Source organism: Paracoccus aestuarii (assembly GCF_028553885.1).
Taxonomy (GTDB): domain Bacteria; phylum Pseudomonadota; class Alphaproteobacteria; order Rhodobacterales; family Rhodobacteraceae; genus Paracoccus; species Paracoccus aestuarii.
Genome location: NZ_CP067169.1, coordinates 1,504,490 through 1,521,534, shown reverse-complemented (window position 1 = coordinate 1,521,534; position 17,045 = coordinate 1,504,490). Strand labels below are relative to the sequence as shown.

The following is a 17,045-nucleotide window of genomic DNA, read 5'->3' as shown; positions in this document are numbered from 1 at the left end:
GGCCGGAACGCGCGGAATTCAAGGGAAAAGCGCGTTCCTAGCCGTTCAGCGGCGTCAGGGCGGTCCCGGTCGCAAAGCCGATCACGTCGGATGAGCCCGCATCGGCGCGGAAGGGATCGGGATGGGACAGGTCCACGGGGGCATGCGCGCCACCGAAAATCGGCGGGGGGGCGGTGTCGGGGGACTGGGACTGGGACTGGGCCTCCACAGGGTCGCGCAGGCGGATGGCGTGGCATCCTTCGGCCTCGCCGAACTTGCCGGTGGCGATGACCTGGCCGCAGGCGGTCTCCAGCGTGGCCTGGGTCAGGCTGCTGCGCGGCAGGCTGAGGCTGCGCCCCTCCAGCAGGCCGCGCAGTTCCGCCAGGGACACGCGGCGACGGCAGAGGATGCCCGTCACCACGACCGGGGCCTGCTGCATCGCCTCGGCCAGGCTGGGGCGGGCGGGGGCGGCGGCGGCGGGGGCGCGATGGCCGGGGCCGCGGGGCGCGGGCGGCTGGCCTGGGCGGGCTGCGGCAGGGCCAGCAGGATGCGGCCTTCGCGCGTCTCGCCCGTGCCCATGGCCAGGTCGAAATCCAGGCTGCGATAGGGCCGGTCCTCCAGCATCAGGGTCAGCGGGCGCGGATCGTCCAGATGGGTCACGAAGTGATAGCCGCCGATGGCCTCGAACCCCTCGACGCCCTCCATCTCGGCGGGCAGGTCGGCCAGGAAGGCATTGATGAAATCGGCGCAGAGCATCGCATCGCTGCGCGTCGGGCGCCGCCGTTCCAGCCCGCGATTCGTCACCCGCCCCAAGGCCTGCCATTCGACCAGCGCGGCCACCGCCTGCGGGCAGAGCACGATGGCCCCCAGCAGATCGCCCGGCCCCTGCAGCACCGCGACCAAGGGCAGTTCGGGCAGGATCTCGGGCAGTTCGGCCAAGGTCACGGCGCCCGGGCGCACCGACAGCGCCCGCAAGGGCAGCTGATAGAGCCTGTCCGCCGCCCGCCCGATCGCGGTCGCGGCCGCCCGCGCAGGGGTGGTCGGCGGCGGCGCGGGCAGTTGCGGCGCGCCGCCCTGCCCCACCTTGGCCTGCGCCCGCTGATGCAGCATGCGCCGCAGGACGCCCGTGGCACGATCGCCGGGACCTTGGTCGGGTGTGTCGGCTTGGGTCATGTCATGTCCGAATCAGGCTGTCGCATGGCCTCAATCTGCACCGACGGCATTGAGAAAGGGTTAATCCCCGCCCGATGAGGGCGGCCGCGCCGGCAGCTGGATGCGGAAGGCCGCCCCCCCCTGCCCCGGCAGATAGCTGATATCGCCCCCCAGGGTCAGCATGATCTCGCGGCAGATGGCCAGGCCCAGCCCCGCGCCCCCCGCCCGTGCGGGATCGTTGAGGCGCGCAAATTTCTCGAAGATCAGCGACTGGCGGCCGCTGTCGATGCCGCTGCCATTGTCGACGATGTCGATGATCGCGCCGCCACCCTCGGGCTTGCGGACGCGGATGATCAGCACCGGATGAACCGCGTCGCAATATTTGCGCGCATTGCTGATCACGTTGATCAGCACCTGCAGCAGCCGGTCGGCATCGGTGATCAGGCCCAGATGTTCGGACGGCATGTCGCGGTCGATCAGGAACCGACGCTCGGACCGGGTGGCGGATGCGGCGGTCAGCGCCCGCCCGATCAGGTCATGCAGGTTCGTGACCGAGACCGACAGCTGCGCCCGCCCGCTTTCCAGCACCGACAGGTCCAGCAGGTCGTCCAGCAGCCGCGTCAGCCGCCCCGCCTCGGCATGGATGATGCCCGCGAAGCGGCCGCGCTCCTCGGGCGTCAGGGTCGGGTCCTTCAGGATCTCGGAAAAGGCCCGGACCGAGGTCATGGGCGTGCGCAGCTCGTGGCTGATCTGGCCCAGAAAGGCGTCCTTCTGCACCGACAGCGCGGTCAGCTTGTCATTGGCCTCGCGCAGCTGGCGGGCGGTGCGGGTCAGCTCCTCCTGCGCGGCGGAGAGGCGTTGGGTCTCCTCCTTGGCGCGCTGCGCCTCGTCGGCGACCTGCAGCAGGTCGGACACGGTCAGCGCCACGCCCCCCGCCACCCGGTCGATCATCGCATGCGCCGTGGCCGAACCGATCGACCCCGCCAGCCGCCGTTCCAGCCGCGTCAGGAAGCGCGGCGTCAGGTCGGGAAGATAGCCCGATTTCCCCTGGGCCTGCGCCTCGGCCCGGAAATAGCGCAGCGCCGCATCCGCCCCCCAGACCCGGCGCGCCATGGCCAGCAAAGGCTCGGCCCGGTCATCGCCGCGCATCATGCGGCTGTGGCGGATCGGTTCGACCGCGGAAACGAAGCTGAGGCCCTGCAGCCGTTCGACCGGGTCGGGAAAGCCGAAGATCGACACCCCCACGAAGGCCAGCGTGTTCAGCGACAGCGACAGAACCACCGCCGCCGTCCAGGGGTCCACCCCCGGCGGCACCGGCAGATCGCCCCCCAGCCCGACCGAGGGCAGAAACAGCAGCCCCATCCACAGGACCAGCCCCGTGCCGATCCCGGCATAGGCGCCCTTGCGATTGGCGCCCCGCCACATCAGCCCGCCCAGCATCGCGGGCAGCACCTGCGCCATGCCGGTGAAGGCCACCAGCCCCATCGCCGCCAAGGCCGCCGTGCCGCCCGAGGCCTCGTGATAGACCCAGCCCGCCGCCATCACCGCCAGGATCGCCACCCGCCGCGCATTCAGCACGAAGCCGCGCAGATCGTCGGTCTCGTCCCCCGAGGGGATGCGCCGCAGGGCCAGCCAGACCGGCACCAGCCAGTGGTTCGACACCATCGTGGCCACCGCGATCGCGCAGACCACCACCATCGAGGTCGCCGCCGAGAACCCGCCCAGAAAGACCAGCATCGCCAGCCAGTCCTGGCCCGCCGCCGCGGGCAGGGTCAGCACGTAGAGATCCGGGTTCGCCCCCGCCGGCAGCAATTCGCGCCCCATCACCGCGATGGGCAGCACGAACAGCGACATGGCGAACAGATAGGCCGGAAAGGCCCAGCCCGCGACATGCAGGCGTTCCTCGTCGGCGGCCTCGACCACCATGACCTGGAACATCCGCGGCAGGGTCAGGATGGCCGCGGCCGAGACCAGGATCAGCGCCGTCCAGCGGTCGGGCTGCAGGATCCAGCCCTGCGCCACCTGCGGATCCTCGGCCGCGCGGGCGATGCGGTCCAGCATGTCCACCGGCCCGTCCGCCAGCCACCAGACGACGAAGATGCCCAAGGCCACGAAGGCCAGCAGCTTGACCACCGCCTCCAGCGCGATGGCGGTGACGACGCCGTGGTGGCGTTCATCGGCGGCCAGATTGCGCGTCCCGAACAGGATGGTGAACAGCGCCAGCCCCGCCGCCACCCACAGCGCGGTGCCCCCCATCGCCCCCGCATCGGGCCCGTTCGGGGCGTCGGTGGCGAAGACCTCGAAGGACAGGCGCACCGATTGCAACTGCAGCGCGATATAGGGGGTCGAGGCGATCACCGCGATCAGCGTCACGATCCCCGCCAGCCGGTTCGATTTGCCGAACCGGGCCGAGATCAGGTCCGCGACCGAGGTGACGTGATGCATCCGCGCGACGCGCACTAACCGCCGCAGCCCCCACCACGCCCCGGTGAAGACCAGCGTCGGCCCCAGATAGATCGTCGCGAATTCCAGCCCGGACCGGGATGCATAGCCGACCGCGCCATAAAACGTCCAGGCCGAGCAATAGACCGACAGCGACAGCGTATAGACCAGCGGATGGTCCAGCCAGCGGACATGGCCACGCTCGGCCGCGCGATCGGCCGCATAGGCCACGCCGAACATCAGCGCGACATAGCCCAGGCAGACCGCCAGAAGCGCCTCAAACGGCATCGACATCCTCGGGCGGCAGGTCGGTGGATGCGCGCATGGTCGCCGCCTCGGCCCGCAGCAGCGCGCGGTGCAGCGCCCAGACCGCCGCGATCAGCACCGCCCAGAGCGCGAAGATCCACACCGCCCCCGCCGCATGGGACAGGCTGGCCGGCATCCACCAGACCGGCACCAGGATCAGCAGCGCCGTCAGCACCGGCAGCACCCGCGCCGCATCGCCCAATCGGCGGCGGTGGAACGAGGCGCGTTCCAGAAACAGCGGCCGGTCCGGCATCAGCCCAGCATCCGGCGCACCGTCCGGCGCAGGTCGTCATTGTCGAAGGGCTTGGCCAGCACCGCATCGGCCTGGCCCCCGGCCTCGGTCTGGCCGCGCGCGGTCAGCATCAGGACCGGCGTCGCCGCCAGGTCCGGGTCGTCCGCCGCGCGCAGATCGCCCAGGATCTCGGACCCGGATCGGTTGGGCAGCATCAGGTCCAGGATGACCAGGCGCGGGCGCGCGGCCTCGATCGCCTCGATCCCGCCCGCGCCGTCGTCATGCAGGTCCACCTGCCACCCCTCGCGCGACAGGATGAAGCGCACCGCCTCGGCGATGTTGGGCTCATCCTCGATCATCAGGATATCCAGTTGCATCCGCCCCCTCCACGGTCTGCGTCGGGCGATAATGGGCCGGATCACGGGCCCGTGTCAAAGCACCATTCAGGCCCGCGCCATCCCGGCCTGGGGCACCAGCACGGATTCCTCGCGCCGCGCGGGACAATCGGTGCGCGGACAGATGCGGCAGGCCGGGCCGATGGGCAGCGCATCGGCGGGCACCGGACCCTCGGCCGGGACCATCAGCATCAGCGCCTCGGTCAGGACCGGGCCGCCCAGACCCAGGGGCTGGCGCCGCTGCGCCCAGGACAGGGTGCGGAAATGCCGCCCGTCGGGCATGGCGACCGCGCGGGCCAGCGCCACCTGCGGCATGGCCAGCGTCTGGAACAGCGGCCAGAGCGCGCAGCTGTCCCCCGGCCGCGGCAGCGCGAACCCCTCGGCCGCGCGGCGCAGCACCAGCGCCCCCGACCCGTCGCAGACCATGAGGCCCGCCCCCGAAAACCCCGCCGGGCGCAGATCGGCCAGCCGCCGCAGCACCAGATCCATCGGCAGCCCCAGCCTCTCGGCCAGCCGCACCGGATCGGGGGACGTGCCCGCCGCTGGGATGGCATCGACCAGCATCCGGTCGGGCAACAGCGTGCGGTCCGCCTGCAGCGCCCGCGTCAGATCGGCGGCCATCGCGCGCGCCGCATCCGATGACAGGCCCGCCGGATCGGGCGCATCCCCGCCGGCTTCGGCCAGCCAGGCCTCGACCTCCTCCTGCGGGGTCGAGGCGTTGCCCTCGGCCTCGAAGCTGTCCAGATAGGCGGCCAGCCCCTGCGCGGTCAGCGACAGGCGCTGGCTGTCCTGATGCAGGTTCGCATAGAAGCGCCGCCGCCATTCGGGCGAGATGTCACCCTCCTCGACCAGGATCGCGGCGGTCGAGCGCACCGAGGTCACCGCCGACAGGACCTCGTGCAGGGTGGTCAGCAGATAGGGGTCCTGGGTCATCCGGTCGGACAGGTCGACCAGCTGCTTTTCCAGCCCCGCGCCGCGCCGCGAATGGGCGATCAGCAGCGCCGACCAGCCGGGAAAGCGGGCCAGCAATTCGCCGATCTGGTCCAGCTCGGCCGCGGTGGCGCCGGCGACGGGATGGGCCGCGGCCTCGCGCAGGGCGGCGATGCGCACCTCTTCGCGGCCCTCGGCCAGCTCGTCGGCGGGGACGTCCAGCTCTTGGGCCAGCTTGGCGATCAGTTCGGGGCCGACGGGGCGGCGGTTATGTTCGATCAGGTTCAGATAGGCGGGCGAGATGCCCACCGCCCGCGCCACATCCGCCTGGCGTCGCGACAGGGCCAGGCGGCGTTCGCGGATGCGCGTGCCGCTGCTGGCGCCGCGGGCGGTCATCCGACCGCCATGCCGTGACGCCCGGCCAGGTCGGTGAAGAACTGCCACGCCACCCGGCCCGACCGCGCGCCGCGCGTGGCCTGCCATTCGATCGCCTCGGCCCGCAGGCGTTCGTCATCGATCCGCAGCCCGTGGCTGTCGCAATAGCCGCGCACCATCGCCAGGAACTGGTCCTGGTCGCAGGGGTGAAAGCCCAGCCACAGCCCGAAGCGGTCCGACAGGGATACCTTTTCCTCGACCGCCTCGCCGGGATGGATGGCGCTGGCGCGTTCATTGTCGATCATGTCGCGCGGCATCAGGTGGCGTCGGTTCGATGTCGCATAGAGGATCACATTGCCCGGCCGCCCCGCGATGCCGCCATCCAGCACCGCCTTCAGCGATTTATACTGCGTATCGTCATGGCTGAAGGACAGATCGTCGGAAAACAGCAGGAAACGCCGGTCCCGCGCCGCCCCCAGCATCGCCAGCAGCCGACCCACCGATGCCAGATCCTCGCGCGCGATCTCGACCAGGGTCAGGGGCAGGCCCTGGGCCACGGCCTCGGCATGGACGGCCTTGACCAGGGATGATTTCCCCATTCCCCGCGCGCCCCAGAGCAGCGCGTTGTTCGCCCCATGCCCGCGCGCGAATTGCAGCGTGTTGTCCAAGAGCGTCCGCTTGGCCCGGTCGATGCCCAGCAGCAGGTCCAGATCGACCCGGTCCACCCGGGCCACGGGCTCCAGCCGGTCGGGACCCGGATGCCAGACAAAGGCCGGGGCGGCGGTGAAATCGGGCGCGGGGACCGGCGGCGGGGCCATCCGGTCCAGCGCATCGGCGATGCGGTCCAGCGCCAGCCTCACGGCCGGTCGTCCTCATCCTCGACCCACAGGCCTTGGGCGCGCAGCTCGGCCTCGCGCTTGCGCTCGATCCGGGCGACCAGCTGGATCGACACCTCGTAGAGGCCATAGACCACCACGAACAGCACCACCTGCGAGATCACGTCGGGCGGCGTGGCGACGGCGGCCAGCACCAGGATCGCCAGCACCGCATAGCGGCGCACCGATCCCAGCCCCTTGGCGGAGACCAGCCCCGCCCGCCCCATCAGCGTCAGCAGCACCGGCAGCTGGAAGGACAGCCCGAAGGCCAGGATGAACTTGGTCGTCAGCTTCAGATATTCGTCGACCGAGCCCTGAAAGACGATCGCCGCCAGCGGGTTGTCGGCGGGCGCGGTCGCCGCGTCGTCCGGCAGCTGCAGCGGACCCTGCTGGAAGCCCAGGAAAAAATCATAGGCCATCGGCAGGATGACGTAGAAGGCGAAGGACGCCCCGATGAAGAACATCACCGGCGAGGCCACCAGGAACGGCAGGAACGCCGCCTTCTCGTTGCGATAGAGGCCCGGCGCCACAAAGCGCCACATCTGATAGGCGATCACCGGAAAGGCCAGCACGAAGCCGCCCAGGAACGAGATGCGGATGGCGACGAAGAACCCCTCCTGCAGTTTCAGCAGGATCAGGCCGCATTCCTGGCCGCGTTCCTCCAGCGCGTGGCAGATGGGCTGGGTCAGGAAATTGTAGATCGGGTTCCAGACCGTATAGCACAGCACCATCGCGGTGATGAAGGCCACCACCGACCAGATGATGCGCGTGCGCAGTTCGGCCAGATGCTCGATCAGCGGGGCCGAGCTGTCGTCGATATCGTCCTTGCTGGTCTTTGTGGCCACGTCAGTCGTCTTTCATGTCGCTGCGGCGCACCGCATGCAGCCGCCGGCCCGTGGCCTCGCCCTGAACCTGAACGGGGGCCGGGGCCGGTGCGGGCGTCGGCACGGCGGCATCGGCCACCGCATCGGCGGGGGCCGCGGGATCGGGCTTGGGCGCGGTTTCGGGGGCCTTGCGGGTCGCGGGACGCTTGGGGTCCCATTTCTCGAACCGGTCGGCGGCGCGGTCCAGCGCGTCCAGCCCCATGGATTTGCGCGAGGTCAGGTCCTTGACGTCACGCAGCGACTTGGCCGCGTCATCGAGGCCCGACCCCTTGGCCGCATCCTCCATCGCCGAGGAGAATTCGCGGGCCATGCTGCGGGCCCTGGCCGTGATCCGGCCAAGCGAATGGAACAGATGGGGCAGGTCCTTGGGACCCACCACGATCAGCGCCACGATGCCGATCAGCAGCAGCTCGGTCCAGCCGATGTCCAGCATGGGGACCCTGCCTTTCCGGGATCAGTTGTGGTCGCGCGTCTGCGGGCCAGGCACAGTCGAGCCGGGGGGCGCGGCATGCGGGGTGACGTCGCGCGCGGTCTCGCCCGGCACCTGGCGCGGGGGCACGGGATGGGTCGTGTCGCGGGTCGCGTCGGCGGCCGATTCCACCTCCTCGGATCCGTCCTTGACGCCGCGCTTGAAGGCGGTGATGCCCTTGCCCACCTCGCCCATCAGCGACGAGATCTTGCCGCGCCCGAACAGCACCAGCACGACGACGGCGATGAGAAGAAGGCCGGGAAGGCCGATATTGTTCAGCATGAGTAACTCCCTCGCGGGTCGGATCGTCCGCCCGCGTGCCCATATCTAGGCCTTCGGGCAGGTGATTGCAAAGGCCTTTGCGGCCCTGCCCCCGCGTCCGCGCTTGGCACCGGCGGCGCGGCGCGCAATAAGGGTGCATGGACATCGCGCTCTATATCACCGCCTTCGTCACGCTGTTTGTGGTCATCGACCCGATCGGGCTGGCCCCGATCTTCATCGCGCTGACGCCGGGCATGTCGGGGGCCGAACGGCGCCGCATCGGGCTGCGGTCGCTGATCATCGCGGCGATCCTGCTGACGCTGTTCGGGCTGACCGGGGACGCGATCCTGTCGGGGATCGGGATATCCATCTCGGCCTTCCGGATCGCGGGGGGGCTGCTTTTGTTCCTGACCGCGCTGGACATGCTGTTCGAGCGCCGCACCGAACGCCGCGAGGGCCAGGCCGAGGGCGACGATCCCGGCCATGACCCGTCGGTCTTTCCGCTGGCCATGCCGCTGCTGGCGGGTCCGGGCGCGCTGGCCACGATGATCCTGCTGGTCGGCGACAACCAGGGGGTGGGCCATGTGGTCATGGTCCATGTGATGATGCTGGCCGTGCTGGCGATCTGCATGGTGCTGTTCATGCTGGCCACGCCCCTGGCACGCGCCCTGGGCCGCACCGGCACCATGGTCGTCACGCGGCTCTTGGGGATGCTGCTGGCGGCGCTGTCGGTCCAGTTCGTCATCGACGGGCTGATCGGATCGGGCCTTTTCGGATGAGCGGCGACGACATCGCGCGGGTCGGGTTCTATCTGCTGCTGCTGGTGGTCGTGGGCGGGGCGATGCTGTTCGAGCTGGCCGGCCGCGGCGGGCGCGCGCTGCGCCAGCTGATGCTCTGGGCGGTGATCTTCGCGGGGCTGACCCTGGCCGCGGATTGGTGGATGGGCGGCACCCCGCGCCAGCAGGTCATGGAGGACGGCGCCCGCATCCAGATCCCGGTGGGCCGCGGCGGCCATTTCCACCTGCAGGCCGAGCTGAACGGCACCCCGGTCAGCTTCATCATCGACACCGGCGCGACCAGCGTCGCGCTCAGCCGCGGGGATGCGGAACGGATCGGGCTGGACCCGGACGGGCTGCGCTATACCGGCATGGCCATGACCGCGAACGGTCAGGTGCCGACCGCGCCCGTGACCATCCGCGACTTCGCCATCGGCGAGGTGCGCGACCGCGACGTGCGCGCCGTGGTCATCGACAGCGACCTGCAGGACAGCCTGCTGGGCATGTCCTATCTGCGCCGCTTCGCCCGCGTCAGCTTCGAGGGCGACCTGCTGATGCTGGAACGCTAGGCCGCGCCCGACAGGCGGCGCAGCGCGGCAAAGATCAGGTCGGCCCCGCGCGCCAGCTGGGCGTAATCGGTCCATTCCTCGGGCGTGTGCGACAGCCCGCCCCGGCTCGGGACGAAGACGAGGCCGGTGGGCGCCAGCCCCGCCATGATCATCGCGTCATGGCCCGCCCCGCTGACCATCACCCGATGCGACAGGCCCAGATCCTCGGCCTGGTCGGTCAGCACGGCGCGCAGCTGTTCCGACAGCGGCGTGGGCGCGGCATGGAGTTGGCGTTCCACCGCGCAGTCCAGCCCGTTGCCCTGCGCATGGGTCACGCAGCCCTCGACCATCTGGATCAGGCGCAGGACGGCGGCCTCCTCCGGGGCGCGCAGATCGACGGTGAAGGTCACCCGGTCGGGGATGACATTGGCGCCGCCGGGCAGCACCTCCAGCTTGCCGACGGTCAGGACGGCATCCGGCCCGGTCTGGCGCGCCAGGTCCGGCAGCTGGGCCAGGATCGCCACCGCGCCCTGCAGCGCGTCGCGCCGCTGATCCATCGGCACCGTGCCCGCATGGCCCGCCCGGCCGCGCACGGTGACGCGCAGCTGCGCCAGCCCCACGATGCGATCGACGATGGCCACGTCCAGCCGATCGGCCTCCAGGACCGGGCCCTGTTCGATATGCAGTTCCAGAAAGGCATGCACCGATCCCGGCGCCAAGGCCGCCTGCCCCGCCAGCGCCGGGTCCAGCCCATAGCCGCGCATCGCATCCGCGGCCGAGACCCCGTCATCATCGCGGATCGCCTCCAGATCCGCCGGATCGACCTGCCCCGTCAGCAGGCGCGACCCGAAAAGCCCGCCGCCAAAGCGCGTGCCCTCCTCCTCGATCAGGGCCACCACCTCGATGCTGCGCTGCGGGCGCAGGCCCAGATCGCGGAACAGGCAAGCGGCCTCCAGCGCGGCCACGATCCCCGCCGGGCCGTCGAAACGCCCGCCATGGGGCACGCTGTCCAGATGCGATCCGGCCAGGATCGGCGGCAGATCCGGGTCCAACCCCTGCAACCTGCCAAAGACGGTGCCGACCGCATCCTCGCGCACCGCCAGCCCGGCGTCGGTCATCCGCGCGATCAGCAGATCGGCAGCGGCGCGGTATTCGCGGGAATAGGTCAGCCGCGTCGTCCCCTGCCCCGGCGTCGCCGTGCAGCGGTCCAATCCCTCGATCAGCGCCTCGATCCGGCGCGCATCCGCATAGCCTGTCATGATAAATCCCCCGTGGCCCGCACCATCGGCGCGCGGCGCGCGGGGGTCAATCACCGCCCCACCCCGAGCCGCGCCCGGGGTGGCCGTTCGGCCACAGCGATCAGGCCAGCCGGACGGGGATGCCCTTGGCGGCGGGAGTGTCCGACGCCTTGTCGGCCCGCGACAGCGGCGACAGCGGGTTCAGTTCGGGGAAATAGCCCGCCAGACTGCCCCGTGGCAGGTCATAGGGCACGACCCGCAACCCGGCCACGCTGCGCGCGATGCCGTCATCGGCGGCCCCGTCCAAGGTGATGCGCTGATCGGGGCGCAGGCCCTCGGCGGCCATGTCGGCGGGCGACATCATCACCAGCATACGGTCGCCCTCGATCCCGCGCAGGCGGTCGGACATGCCATAGACGGTGGTGTTGAACTGGTCGTTGGACCGCAGCGTGATCAGCCGGTAGATGCCCGGCCGTTCCCCCAGCCCCGTCGCATCCAGCGATTCCGGGCAGGTGAACTGGGCCTTGCCGCTTTCCGTCTGCCACTGGCGTTCGCGCGCGGGATTGCCGCGGTAGAACCCGCCCGGCTGGTCGATGCGCCGTTCGAAATCCGCGAAATCGTCGGGATAGACCTGTTCGATCGCCGCCCGGATGCGGCGGTAATCGGCGGCCCACCCGGCCCAAGGCAGGCCCGCATCCTCGGGCAGGGTCGCCATGGCCAGCCCGGCCACGATCGCCACCTCGGACCGCAGATGCGGCCCGGCGGGCTGGCGCGCCCCGATCGAGCCGTGGATATGGCTGAAGCTGTCCTCGATCGTGACCTGCTGGTACACGCCCTGCTGCAGGTCCTGTTCGGCCCGCACAAGGCAGGGCAGCAGCCAGGACGACCGCCCCGGCATCAGATGCGTGCGGTTCAGCCGCGTCGCCACATGCACGGTCAGGGGCATGCGGCCCCAAGCCTCGGCCACGCGGTCCTGGTCGGGGACAGCGCGCGCCAGGTTGCCGCCCAGCCCGATGAAGCCCTGCGCCCGCCCCTCCAGCAGGGCCGCGACGAAGGCATTGGTGTTCCAACCCTCCTCCATCGGGGGCGACATGCCGAACAGGTCGCGCAGACGGTCGTTCGGCACCAGGTCGGGCTTTTCAGTGATGCCCACGGTGCGCTGGCCCTGCACGTTGGAATGGCCGCGCACGGGGCTGCAACCGGCGCCCTGCCGGCCAATATTGCCGCGCAGCAGCAGCAGGTTGACGAGCGCGCCGATGGCATCCGCGCCATGGACATGCTGGGTGATGCCCATTCCATAGACGCCGATCACCGCCTTGGCCCGCGCATAGGACGCGCCTACCGCCTCCATCGCCGCACGGGTGATGCCGCTTTCGCGTTCCAGATCGTCCCAGGACTGGTCGCGCAGCCAAGCCATCCAGTCATCCAGCCCATCCGTATGCTGCGCCACGAAATCGTGATCCAGAACGCCGCCCTCGGCATCCTCCAGATGCAGCACATGCTTGGCGATGCCCGACAGCACGGCGATGTCGCCGCCCGGCCGCACCTGCAGATAGCGGTCCGAGATCTCGGTCGGCGATCCGACGGTCATCTGCCACGGGCTCTGGGGGCTGGCGAATTCCAGCAGGCCCTTTTCGCGCAGCGGGTTGATGGCCACGATGCAGCAGCCGCGCTTGGCGGCCTCCTGCAGGGGGTGCAGCATGCGGGGGCTGTTCGTGCCGGGGTTCTGGCCGACATGCAGGATCATGTCGCAATGGTCGAAATCCTCCAGCGTGCAGGTGCCGACAGGCGATCCGATGACCTGCTTCAGCCCGATCGAGGTGGTCTCGTGGCACATGTTCGAACTGTCGGGCAGGTTGTTATGCCCCAAGGCCCGCGCGAACAGCCCATAGAGGAACGACGCCTCCAGCGCCGCCTTGCCCGAGGCGTAGAAGGTCACCGCCTTGGGGTCCAGCGCGCGCAGCTCGGCGCCGATGGCGGCAAAGGCCTCCTCCCAGCTGGTCTCCAGATAGCGGTCGGTGGCCGCGTCATAGCGCAGCGGATGGGTCAGACGGCCAAGCCGTTCCAGGTCATATTCGGACCATGTGGCCAGTTCGGACACGCTGCGGTCCAGAAACAGGTCCGGGCCGCAGCGATCGCCGGTTAGGTCCCACAGGGTCGCCTTGGCGCCGTTCTCGCAGAATTCCGCCACATGGGGGTTCGGCGGCTTGCCCCAGGCACAGGAGGTGCACATCGTCCCCCCATGCTTGTTCTGCTTGCGCAGCGTGTCCAGCGCGCCGGGTTCGGCATGGGCCTTGCGACCCACCTGTGCCATGCCCTTCATCGACCCCCAGCCCCCCACGGGACCATCATAGCCGACGGGTTCGAGATCGGGGATTCCTGCGTCGTCAGCCATGATGGGTCCTTTCCGGGGTGGTCGTTCAGTCGCCGAACGGGTCGGGCAGATGCGGCAGCAGCCGGTCGGGTGTCATCGGGAAATCGCGCAGCCGCACGCCGCAGGCATTGTGGACGGCGTTGGCGATGGCGCCCGCCGCGCCGCAGATGCCCAGTTCGCCCACGCCCTTGGCCTGGATGGGCGAGGCATGGGGGTCGCGTTCCTCCAGCAGGATCACCTCCATCGGGGGAATGTCACGGGCGACGGGGACGTGGTATTCGGCCAAGTCGTGATTGACCAGATGGCCGTCGCGGTCGTCAAAGGACAGCGCCTCGGTCAGGGCGCTGCCGATGCCCCAGACCATGCCGCCCAGGCATTGCGACCGCGCCGTCTTGGCATTCAGCACCCGGCCGAAGCCGAAGGCCCCGGTCATGCGCCGCAGCCGCGTCTCGCCGGTGAAGGCATTGACCGCGACCTCGCAGAAGAAGGCGCCATAGGTGGCCTGATGGACCTTCTCCATCTGCTCGCCCGGCTCGATCCGGCCGGTTCGGGTCAGATCGCCCGACAGCAGCTCGGTGACCGCGCGGGCCTCGACCCCCTCGGCCGAGGCCTGGCCGTCCTGCAGCACCAGATCGTCGCCCGAACAGCCCAGGGACTGGGCCAGCGTCGCGCGGATCGCCTCGCAGGCGCGAAACACCGCCGAGCCGGTCGAGGACGCACCCCAGCTGCCGCCCGATCCCGCGCCGGGGGGCAGGCTGCTGTCGCCCAGCTTGACGGTGACGCGGTCGATGGGCTGGCCCAGCATCTCGGCCGCGACCTGGCCCAGCACGGCATAGCTGCCGGTGCCGATATCGGTATGGTCGGTCTCCACCACCACATGGCCGTCGGCGGTCAGGGTCACCCGCGCCTCGGCCTTGGCCAGGATATTCACCCGCGCGGCCGAGGCCATGCCCATGCCGATCCACCATTCACCCTCGCGCCGCGCACAGGGTTCCGGGGCGCGCTGGTCCCAACCGAAGGCCTTGGCCCCCGCCTCCATCGCCTCGATCAGGCGGCGCGAGGAATAGGGCGTGCCCTCGCCCGGCAGAGCCTCGGGCAGGTTGCGGCGGCGCAGCTCGACGGGATCGAGGCCGGTGGCGATGGCCAGCTCGTCCATCGCAACCTCCAGCGCCTGCATGCCGACCGCCTCGCCCGGGGCGCGGACCGATCCGGCGGTCAGCCGCGTGACCGGCGATTTCATCACCGATAGCAGGCGGTTCTCGCCCGCATAGAGGAACTCGGTCGCCTGCGTCACGGGCTCCGAGAAGTCCTCGCCCGGCAGGTTCGACACCCAGGCCTCATGCGCCAGCGCGGTCAGGCGGCCGTCGGATCCAGCGCCCAAGCGGATGCGCTGGCGCGTCTCGGACCGGCGCATGATGGATTGGAACACCTGCTGGCGGCTCATGACGACGCGAACGGGGCGGCCCAGCTCGCGCGCGGCCAGCGCCGCGGCCACCGCCTCGTGCGAGATGCCCAGCTTGCTGCCAAAGCCGCCGCCGACATAGGGCGACAGGATGCGCACATGATCGGGATCGATGCCCAGGCTGTCGGCCAGTTCCGCCCGGTTGAAGGACAGCATTTGCAGGCTGCCCCACAGCGTTAGGTCGTCGCCCTGCCATTCGGCGATGGCGGCATGCGGCTCCATCGCGGCGCTGACATGGCCGGCGGTGGTGAATTCCGCATCCACCACATGATCGGCACCCGACAGCGCGGCGTCCAGATCGCCCGCCTCGACCGGATCGTCGGCGGGCTCGGCCTGTGCCTCGTCGGGAACGAAGGCGGCGTCGCCCGAACGGTCGTCGTAATCCACGCGCAACGCCTTTGCGGCGGCGGTGGCCTGCTCGAAGGTCTCGGCCACGACCAAGGCCACGGGCTGCATCGGGTAATCCACGCGCGAGACGTCCTGTTCCGGCGCCTCGCCCGCGGTGCCCTGCGCGGGGCGGCGCAGCATGCGTTCGGACGAGATCACCGCCAGCACGCCGGGCATCGCCAGAACCGCGTCGCGATGGATCGCGGTGACGCGGCCTGCGCTGATCGTGGCCCCGACCAGGACCCCCTCGGCGCAGCGGTCGCGGGCATATTCGGCGGCATAGGGCGCACAGCCCCACACCTTCAGCGGCCCCTCGGGGCGGTCCAGCGGCTGGCCGATCACCCCTTGGCGGGTGCGGTCCAGCATGTCGCGGCGGTCGGGTTCGTCATAGCTGTCGGTCATCGCCTATTCCCCCGTCACGTCGGACAGAACCGCGGCCAGCGTGCGGCGCAGCAGCGGGATCTTGAAATCATTGCCGCCCTGCCCGACCGCATCGGCCAGCAGGATGTCGGCCGCCTTGTCGAACAGCGCCCGCGACGGTCGTTCGCCCGCCAGCAGCTCATCGACCTCGTCATTGGTCCAAGGCGCATGGGCCACGCCGCCGAAGGCCAGGCGCGCGGCCTCGATGCGCCCGCCCTCCATCCGCAGTGCCGCCGCGACCGAGACCAGCGCGAAGGCATAGGAGGCACGCTCGCGCACCTTGCGATAGACCTGCCGCCCGCCGAAGGGTTCGGGCAGCAGGATCGCGGTGATCACCTCGCCCGGTTCCAGATGGTTGTCCTGTTCGGGGTGATCGCCCGGCAGGCGGTGGAAATAGCGCATGGGGATCTGGCGTTCGCCATCGGGCCCGCGGGTGGTCACCGTGGCCTGCAGGGCGGCCAAGGCCACCGCCATGTCGCCGGGATAGGTGGCGATGCAGTGATCCGAGGCGCCCAGGATCGCCATGTTGCGGTTCACCCCGCCCTGCGCCGCGCAGCCCGATCCGGGTTCGCGCTTGTTGCAGGGCGACCGCCCATCCATGAAATAGCCGCAGCGGGTGCGCTGGCACAGATTGCCGCCCATCGTCGCCTTGTTGCGCAGCTGTGGGCTGGCCCCGGCCAGGATCGCCTGCGACAGCAGCGGCCAGTCGCGGCGCACCCGGTCATCGGCGGCGCAGTCCGAATTGCTGACCAGCGCGCCGATGCGCAATCCCTGTCCGTCGGCCTTGATCGCGGTCAAAGGCAGGCGGTTGATGTCGACCAGCCGGTCGGGCGTCTCGACCTCCAGCTTCATCAGGTCCAGCAGGTTCGTGCCGCCCGCGATGAAGCGGCCATCCGCGCCCACGGCCTGATCCAGGCCCTCGGCGCGGGAATAGGCGAATTCCCTCATGTCGCGCGCTCCTCTTGGGCCAGGGCGTAACGGATCGCGGCCAGGATGTTGTCATAGGCGCCGCAGCGGCACAGGTTGCCGCTCATCCGTTCGCGGATCTCGTCATCGTCGATGGCGGGGGCCGCGGCCACATCGCCGCTGACGGCGGAGGGCCAGCCGGCGCGGATCTCCTCGATCATGGCGGCGGCGGAACAGATCTGGCCGGGGGTGCAATAGCCGCATTGGAACCCGTCATGCGCCACGAAGGCCTGCTGCAGGACGGACAGGGCCTGGGGATCGCCCAGGCCCTCGATGGTGGTGATGTCGCTGCCGTCATGCATGACGGCGAGCGACAGGCAGGAATTGATCCGCCGCCCGTCCACGATGACCGTGCAGGCCCCGCACTGACCGTGATCGCACCCTTTCTTGGTGCCGGTCAGTCCAAGGTCCAGACGCAGGTAATCGAGAAGGGTGCGGCGCGGATCGCCTTCGAATTCATGGGATTGGCCATTGACGGTCAACCTGGCGGCGGGGCGATGTGCCATGGGGGCTCCTTGGACCACGGTGCTGGGTTCGTCAAGGAACGTGGGGCAAGGGTCAGGGTTCCCTTGCC

16 protein-coding genes and 1 pseudogene are annotated in these 17,045 nt (G+C 70.2%); 2 read left to right on the top strand and 15 right to left on the bottom strand.

The features are described 5' to 3' along the window. Positions 1–37: 37 nt before the first annotated feature. The 10 genes and pseudogenes from JHW48_RS07785 to JHW48_RS18660 all read right to left on the bottom strand — a co-directional run. Positions 38–418, bottom strand: a complete 381-nt coding sequence (locus JHW48_RS07785) for a FliM/FliN family flagellar motor switch protein (protein WP_272835835.1) — start codon at positions 416–418, stop codon at positions 38–40. Further along, positions 394–1,152, bottom strand: coding sequence for a hypothetical protein (locus tag JHW48_RS07780; protein ID WP_272835834.1), 759 nt, complete (start codon positions 1,150–1,152; stop codon positions 394–396). Before JHW48_RS07780 ends, JHW48_RS07785 begins: the two co-directional genes overlap by 25 nt. A gap of 60 nt (positions 1,153–1,212) precedes the next feature. Beyond that, positions 1,213–3,861, bottom strand: coding sequence for an ATP-binding protein (locus tag JHW48_RS07775; RefSeq protein ID WP_272835833.1), 2,649 nt, complete (start codon positions 3,859–3,861; stop codon positions 1,213–1,215). Next, complete coding sequence (locus JHW48_RS07770) at positions 3,851–4,132, bottom strand: hypothetical protein (RefSeq protein ID WP_119884965.1); 282 nt, start codon at positions 4,130–4,132, stop codon at positions 3,851–3,853. The genes JHW48_RS07775 and JHW48_RS07770 overlap by 11 nt, the downstream gene beginning before the upstream one ends. Beyond that, positions 4,132–4,488: a response regulator transcription factor gene (locus JHW48_RS07765; protein ID WP_119884964.1), complete on the bottom strand. Its 357-nt coding sequence runs from the start codon at positions 4,486–4,488 to the stop codon at positions 4,132–4,134. The genes JHW48_RS07770 and JHW48_RS07765 overlap by 1 nt, the downstream gene beginning before the upstream one ends. 66 nt (positions 4,489–4,554) lie before the next feature. Beyond that, entirely contained in the window at positions 4,555–5,832 is a 1,278-nt protein-coding gene (locus JHW48_RS07760) for an XRE family transcriptional regulator (RefSeq protein WP_119884963.1), read from the bottom strand. Beyond that, complete coding sequence (locus tag JHW48_RS07755; RefSeq protein WP_119884977.1) at positions 5,829–6,629, bottom strand: ATP-binding protein; 801 nt, start codon at positions 6,627–6,629, stop codon at positions 5,829–5,831. Before JHW48_RS07755 ends, JHW48_RS07760 begins: the two co-directional genes overlap by 4 nt. 38 nt (positions 6,630–6,667) lie before the next feature. Further along, on the bottom strand, positions 6,668–7,531 hold the full coding sequence (gene tatC, locus JHW48_RS07750) for a twin-arginine translocase subunit TatC (RefSeq protein WP_119884962.1): 864 nt from the start codon (positions 7,529–7,531) through the stop codon (positions 6,668–6,670). 1 nt (position 7,532) lies between these two features. After that, positions 7,533–8,003 carry a Sec-independent protein translocase protein TatB gene (tatB, locus tag JHW48_RS07745; protein WP_119884961.1) on the bottom strand — a complete coding sequence of 157 codons (471 nt, stop codon included), beginning with the start codon at positions 8,001–8,003 and terminating at the stop codon, positions 7,533–7,535. 132 nt (positions 8,004–8,135) lie between these two features. Beyond that, a pseudogene (locus JHW48_RS18660) lies at positions 8,136–8,321 on the bottom strand (twin-arginine translocase TatA/TatE family subunit); the annotation flags it as partial. 137 nt (positions 8,322–8,458) lie between these two features. Here JHW48_RS18660 and JHW48_RS07735 point away from each other — a divergent pair. Continuing rightward, positions 8,459–9,079: a MarC family protein gene (locus JHW48_RS07735; protein WP_119884960.1), complete on the top strand. Its 621-nt coding sequence runs from the start codon at positions 8,459–8,461 to the stop codon at positions 9,077–9,079. Then, entirely contained in the window at positions 9,076–9,645 is a 570-nt protein-coding gene (locus tag JHW48_RS07730) for a retropepsin-like aspartic protease family protein (RefSeq protein ID WP_119884959.1), read from the top strand. The genes JHW48_RS07735 and JHW48_RS07730 overlap by 4 nt, the downstream gene beginning before the upstream one ends. On the opposite strand, the gene JHW48_RS07725 is transcribed toward JHW48_RS07730, so the two are convergent. The 5 genes from JHW48_RS07725 to JHW48_RS07705 form a co-directional block, all read right to left on the bottom strand. Continuing rightward, positions 9,642–10,883, bottom strand: a complete 1,242-nt coding sequence (locus JHW48_RS07725; protein WP_119884958.1) for a Zn-dependent hydrolase — start codon at positions 10,881–10,883, stop codon at positions 9,642–9,644. The two genes, JHW48_RS07730 and JHW48_RS07725, sit on opposite strands and share 4 nt — an antisense overlap. A gap of 100 nt (positions 10,884–10,983) precedes the next feature. Beyond that, positions 10,984–13,257 carry an FdhF/YdeP family oxidoreductase gene (locus JHW48_RS07720; protein ID WP_119884957.1) on the bottom strand — a complete coding sequence of 758 codons (2,274 nt, stop codon included), beginning with the start codon at positions 13,255–13,257 and terminating at the stop codon, positions 10,984–10,986. A gap of 25 nt (positions 13,258–13,282) precedes the next feature. After that, positions 13,283–15,487 (bottom strand): xanthine dehydrogenase family protein molybdopterin-binding subunit, encoded by a 2,205-nt coding sequence (locus tag JHW48_RS07715; protein ID WP_119884956.1) that lies wholly within the window; start codon positions 15,485–15,487, stop codon positions 13,283–13,285. Positions 15,488–15,490: 3 nt separating this feature from the next. After that, a complete protein-coding gene (locus JHW48_RS07710) occupies positions 15,491–16,453 on the bottom strand; it encodes an FAD binding domain-containing protein (protein ID WP_119884955.1) in 963 nt (320 codons plus the stop codon). Beyond that, positions 16,450–16,977 carry a 2Fe-2S iron-sulfur cluster-binding protein gene (locus JHW48_RS07705; RefSeq protein WP_119884954.1) on the bottom strand — a complete coding sequence of 176 codons (528 nt, stop codon included), beginning with the start codon at positions 16,975–16,977 and terminating at the stop codon, positions 16,450–16,452. The genes JHW48_RS07710 and JHW48_RS07705 overlap by 4 nt, the downstream gene beginning before the upstream one ends. Between the last annotated feature and the right edge of the window lie 68 nt (positions 16,978–17,045).

Bases quoted from the DNA above. Each gene is read 5' to 3' on its own strand.
- JHW48_RS07785 (WP_272835835.1), bottom strand. From the start codon at position 418: ATGCAGCAGGCCCCGGTCGTGGTGACGGGCATCCTCTGCCGTCGCCGC.
- JHW48_RS07780 (WP_272835834.1), bottom strand. From the start codon at position 1,152: ATGACCCAAGCCGACACACCCGACCAAGGTCCCGGCGATCGTGCCACG.
- JHW48_RS07775 (WP_272835833.1), bottom strand. From the start codon at position 3,861: ATGCCGTTTGAGGCGCTTCTGGCGGTCTGCCTGGGCTATGTCGCGCTG.
- JHW48_RS07770 (WP_119884965.1), bottom strand. From the start codon at position 4,132: ATGCCGGACCGGCCGCTGTTTCTGGAACGCGCCTCGTTCCACCGCCGC.
- JHW48_RS07765 (WP_119884964.1), bottom strand. From the start codon at position 4,488: ATGCAACTGGATATCCTGATGATCGAGGATGAGCCCAACATCGCCGAG.
- JHW48_RS07760 (WP_119884963.1), bottom strand. From the start codon at position 5,832: ATGACCGCCCGCGGCGCCAGCAGCGGCACGCGCATCCGCGAACGCCGC.
- JHW48_RS07755 (WP_119884977.1), bottom strand. From the start codon at position 6,629: ATGGCCCCGCCGCCGGTCCCCGCGCCCGATTTCACCGCCGCCCCGGCC.
- tatB (WP_119884961.1), bottom strand. From the start codon at position 8,003: ATGCTGGACATCGGCTGGACCGAGCTGCTGCTGATCGGCATCGTGGCG.
- JHW48_RS07735 (WP_119884960.1), top strand. From the start codon at position 8,459: ATGGACATCGCGCTCTATATCACCGCCTTCGTCACGCTGTTTGTGGTC.
- JHW48_RS07730 (WP_119884959.1), top strand. From the start codon at position 9,076: ATGAGCGGCGACGACATCGCGCGGGTCGGGTTCTATCTGCTGCTGCTG.
- JHW48_RS07725 (WP_119884958.1), bottom strand. From the start codon at position 10,883: ATGACAGGCTATGCGGATGCGCGCCGGATCGAGGCGCTGATCGAGGGA.
- JHW48_RS07720 (WP_119884957.1), bottom strand. From the start codon at position 13,257: ATGGCTGACGACGCAGGAATCCCCGATCTCGAACCCGTCGGCTATGAT.
- JHW48_RS07715 (WP_119884956.1), bottom strand. From the start codon at position 15,487: ATGACCGACAGCTATGACGAACCCGACCGCCGCGACATGCTGGACCGC.
- JHW48_RS07710 (WP_119884955.1), bottom strand. From the start codon at position 16,453: ATGAGGGAATTCGCCTATTCCCGCGCCGAGGGCCTGGATCAGGCCGTG.
- JHW48_RS07705 (WP_119884954.1), bottom strand. From the start codon at position 16,977: ATGGCACATCGCCCCGCCGCCAGGTTGACCGTCAATGGCCAATCCCAT.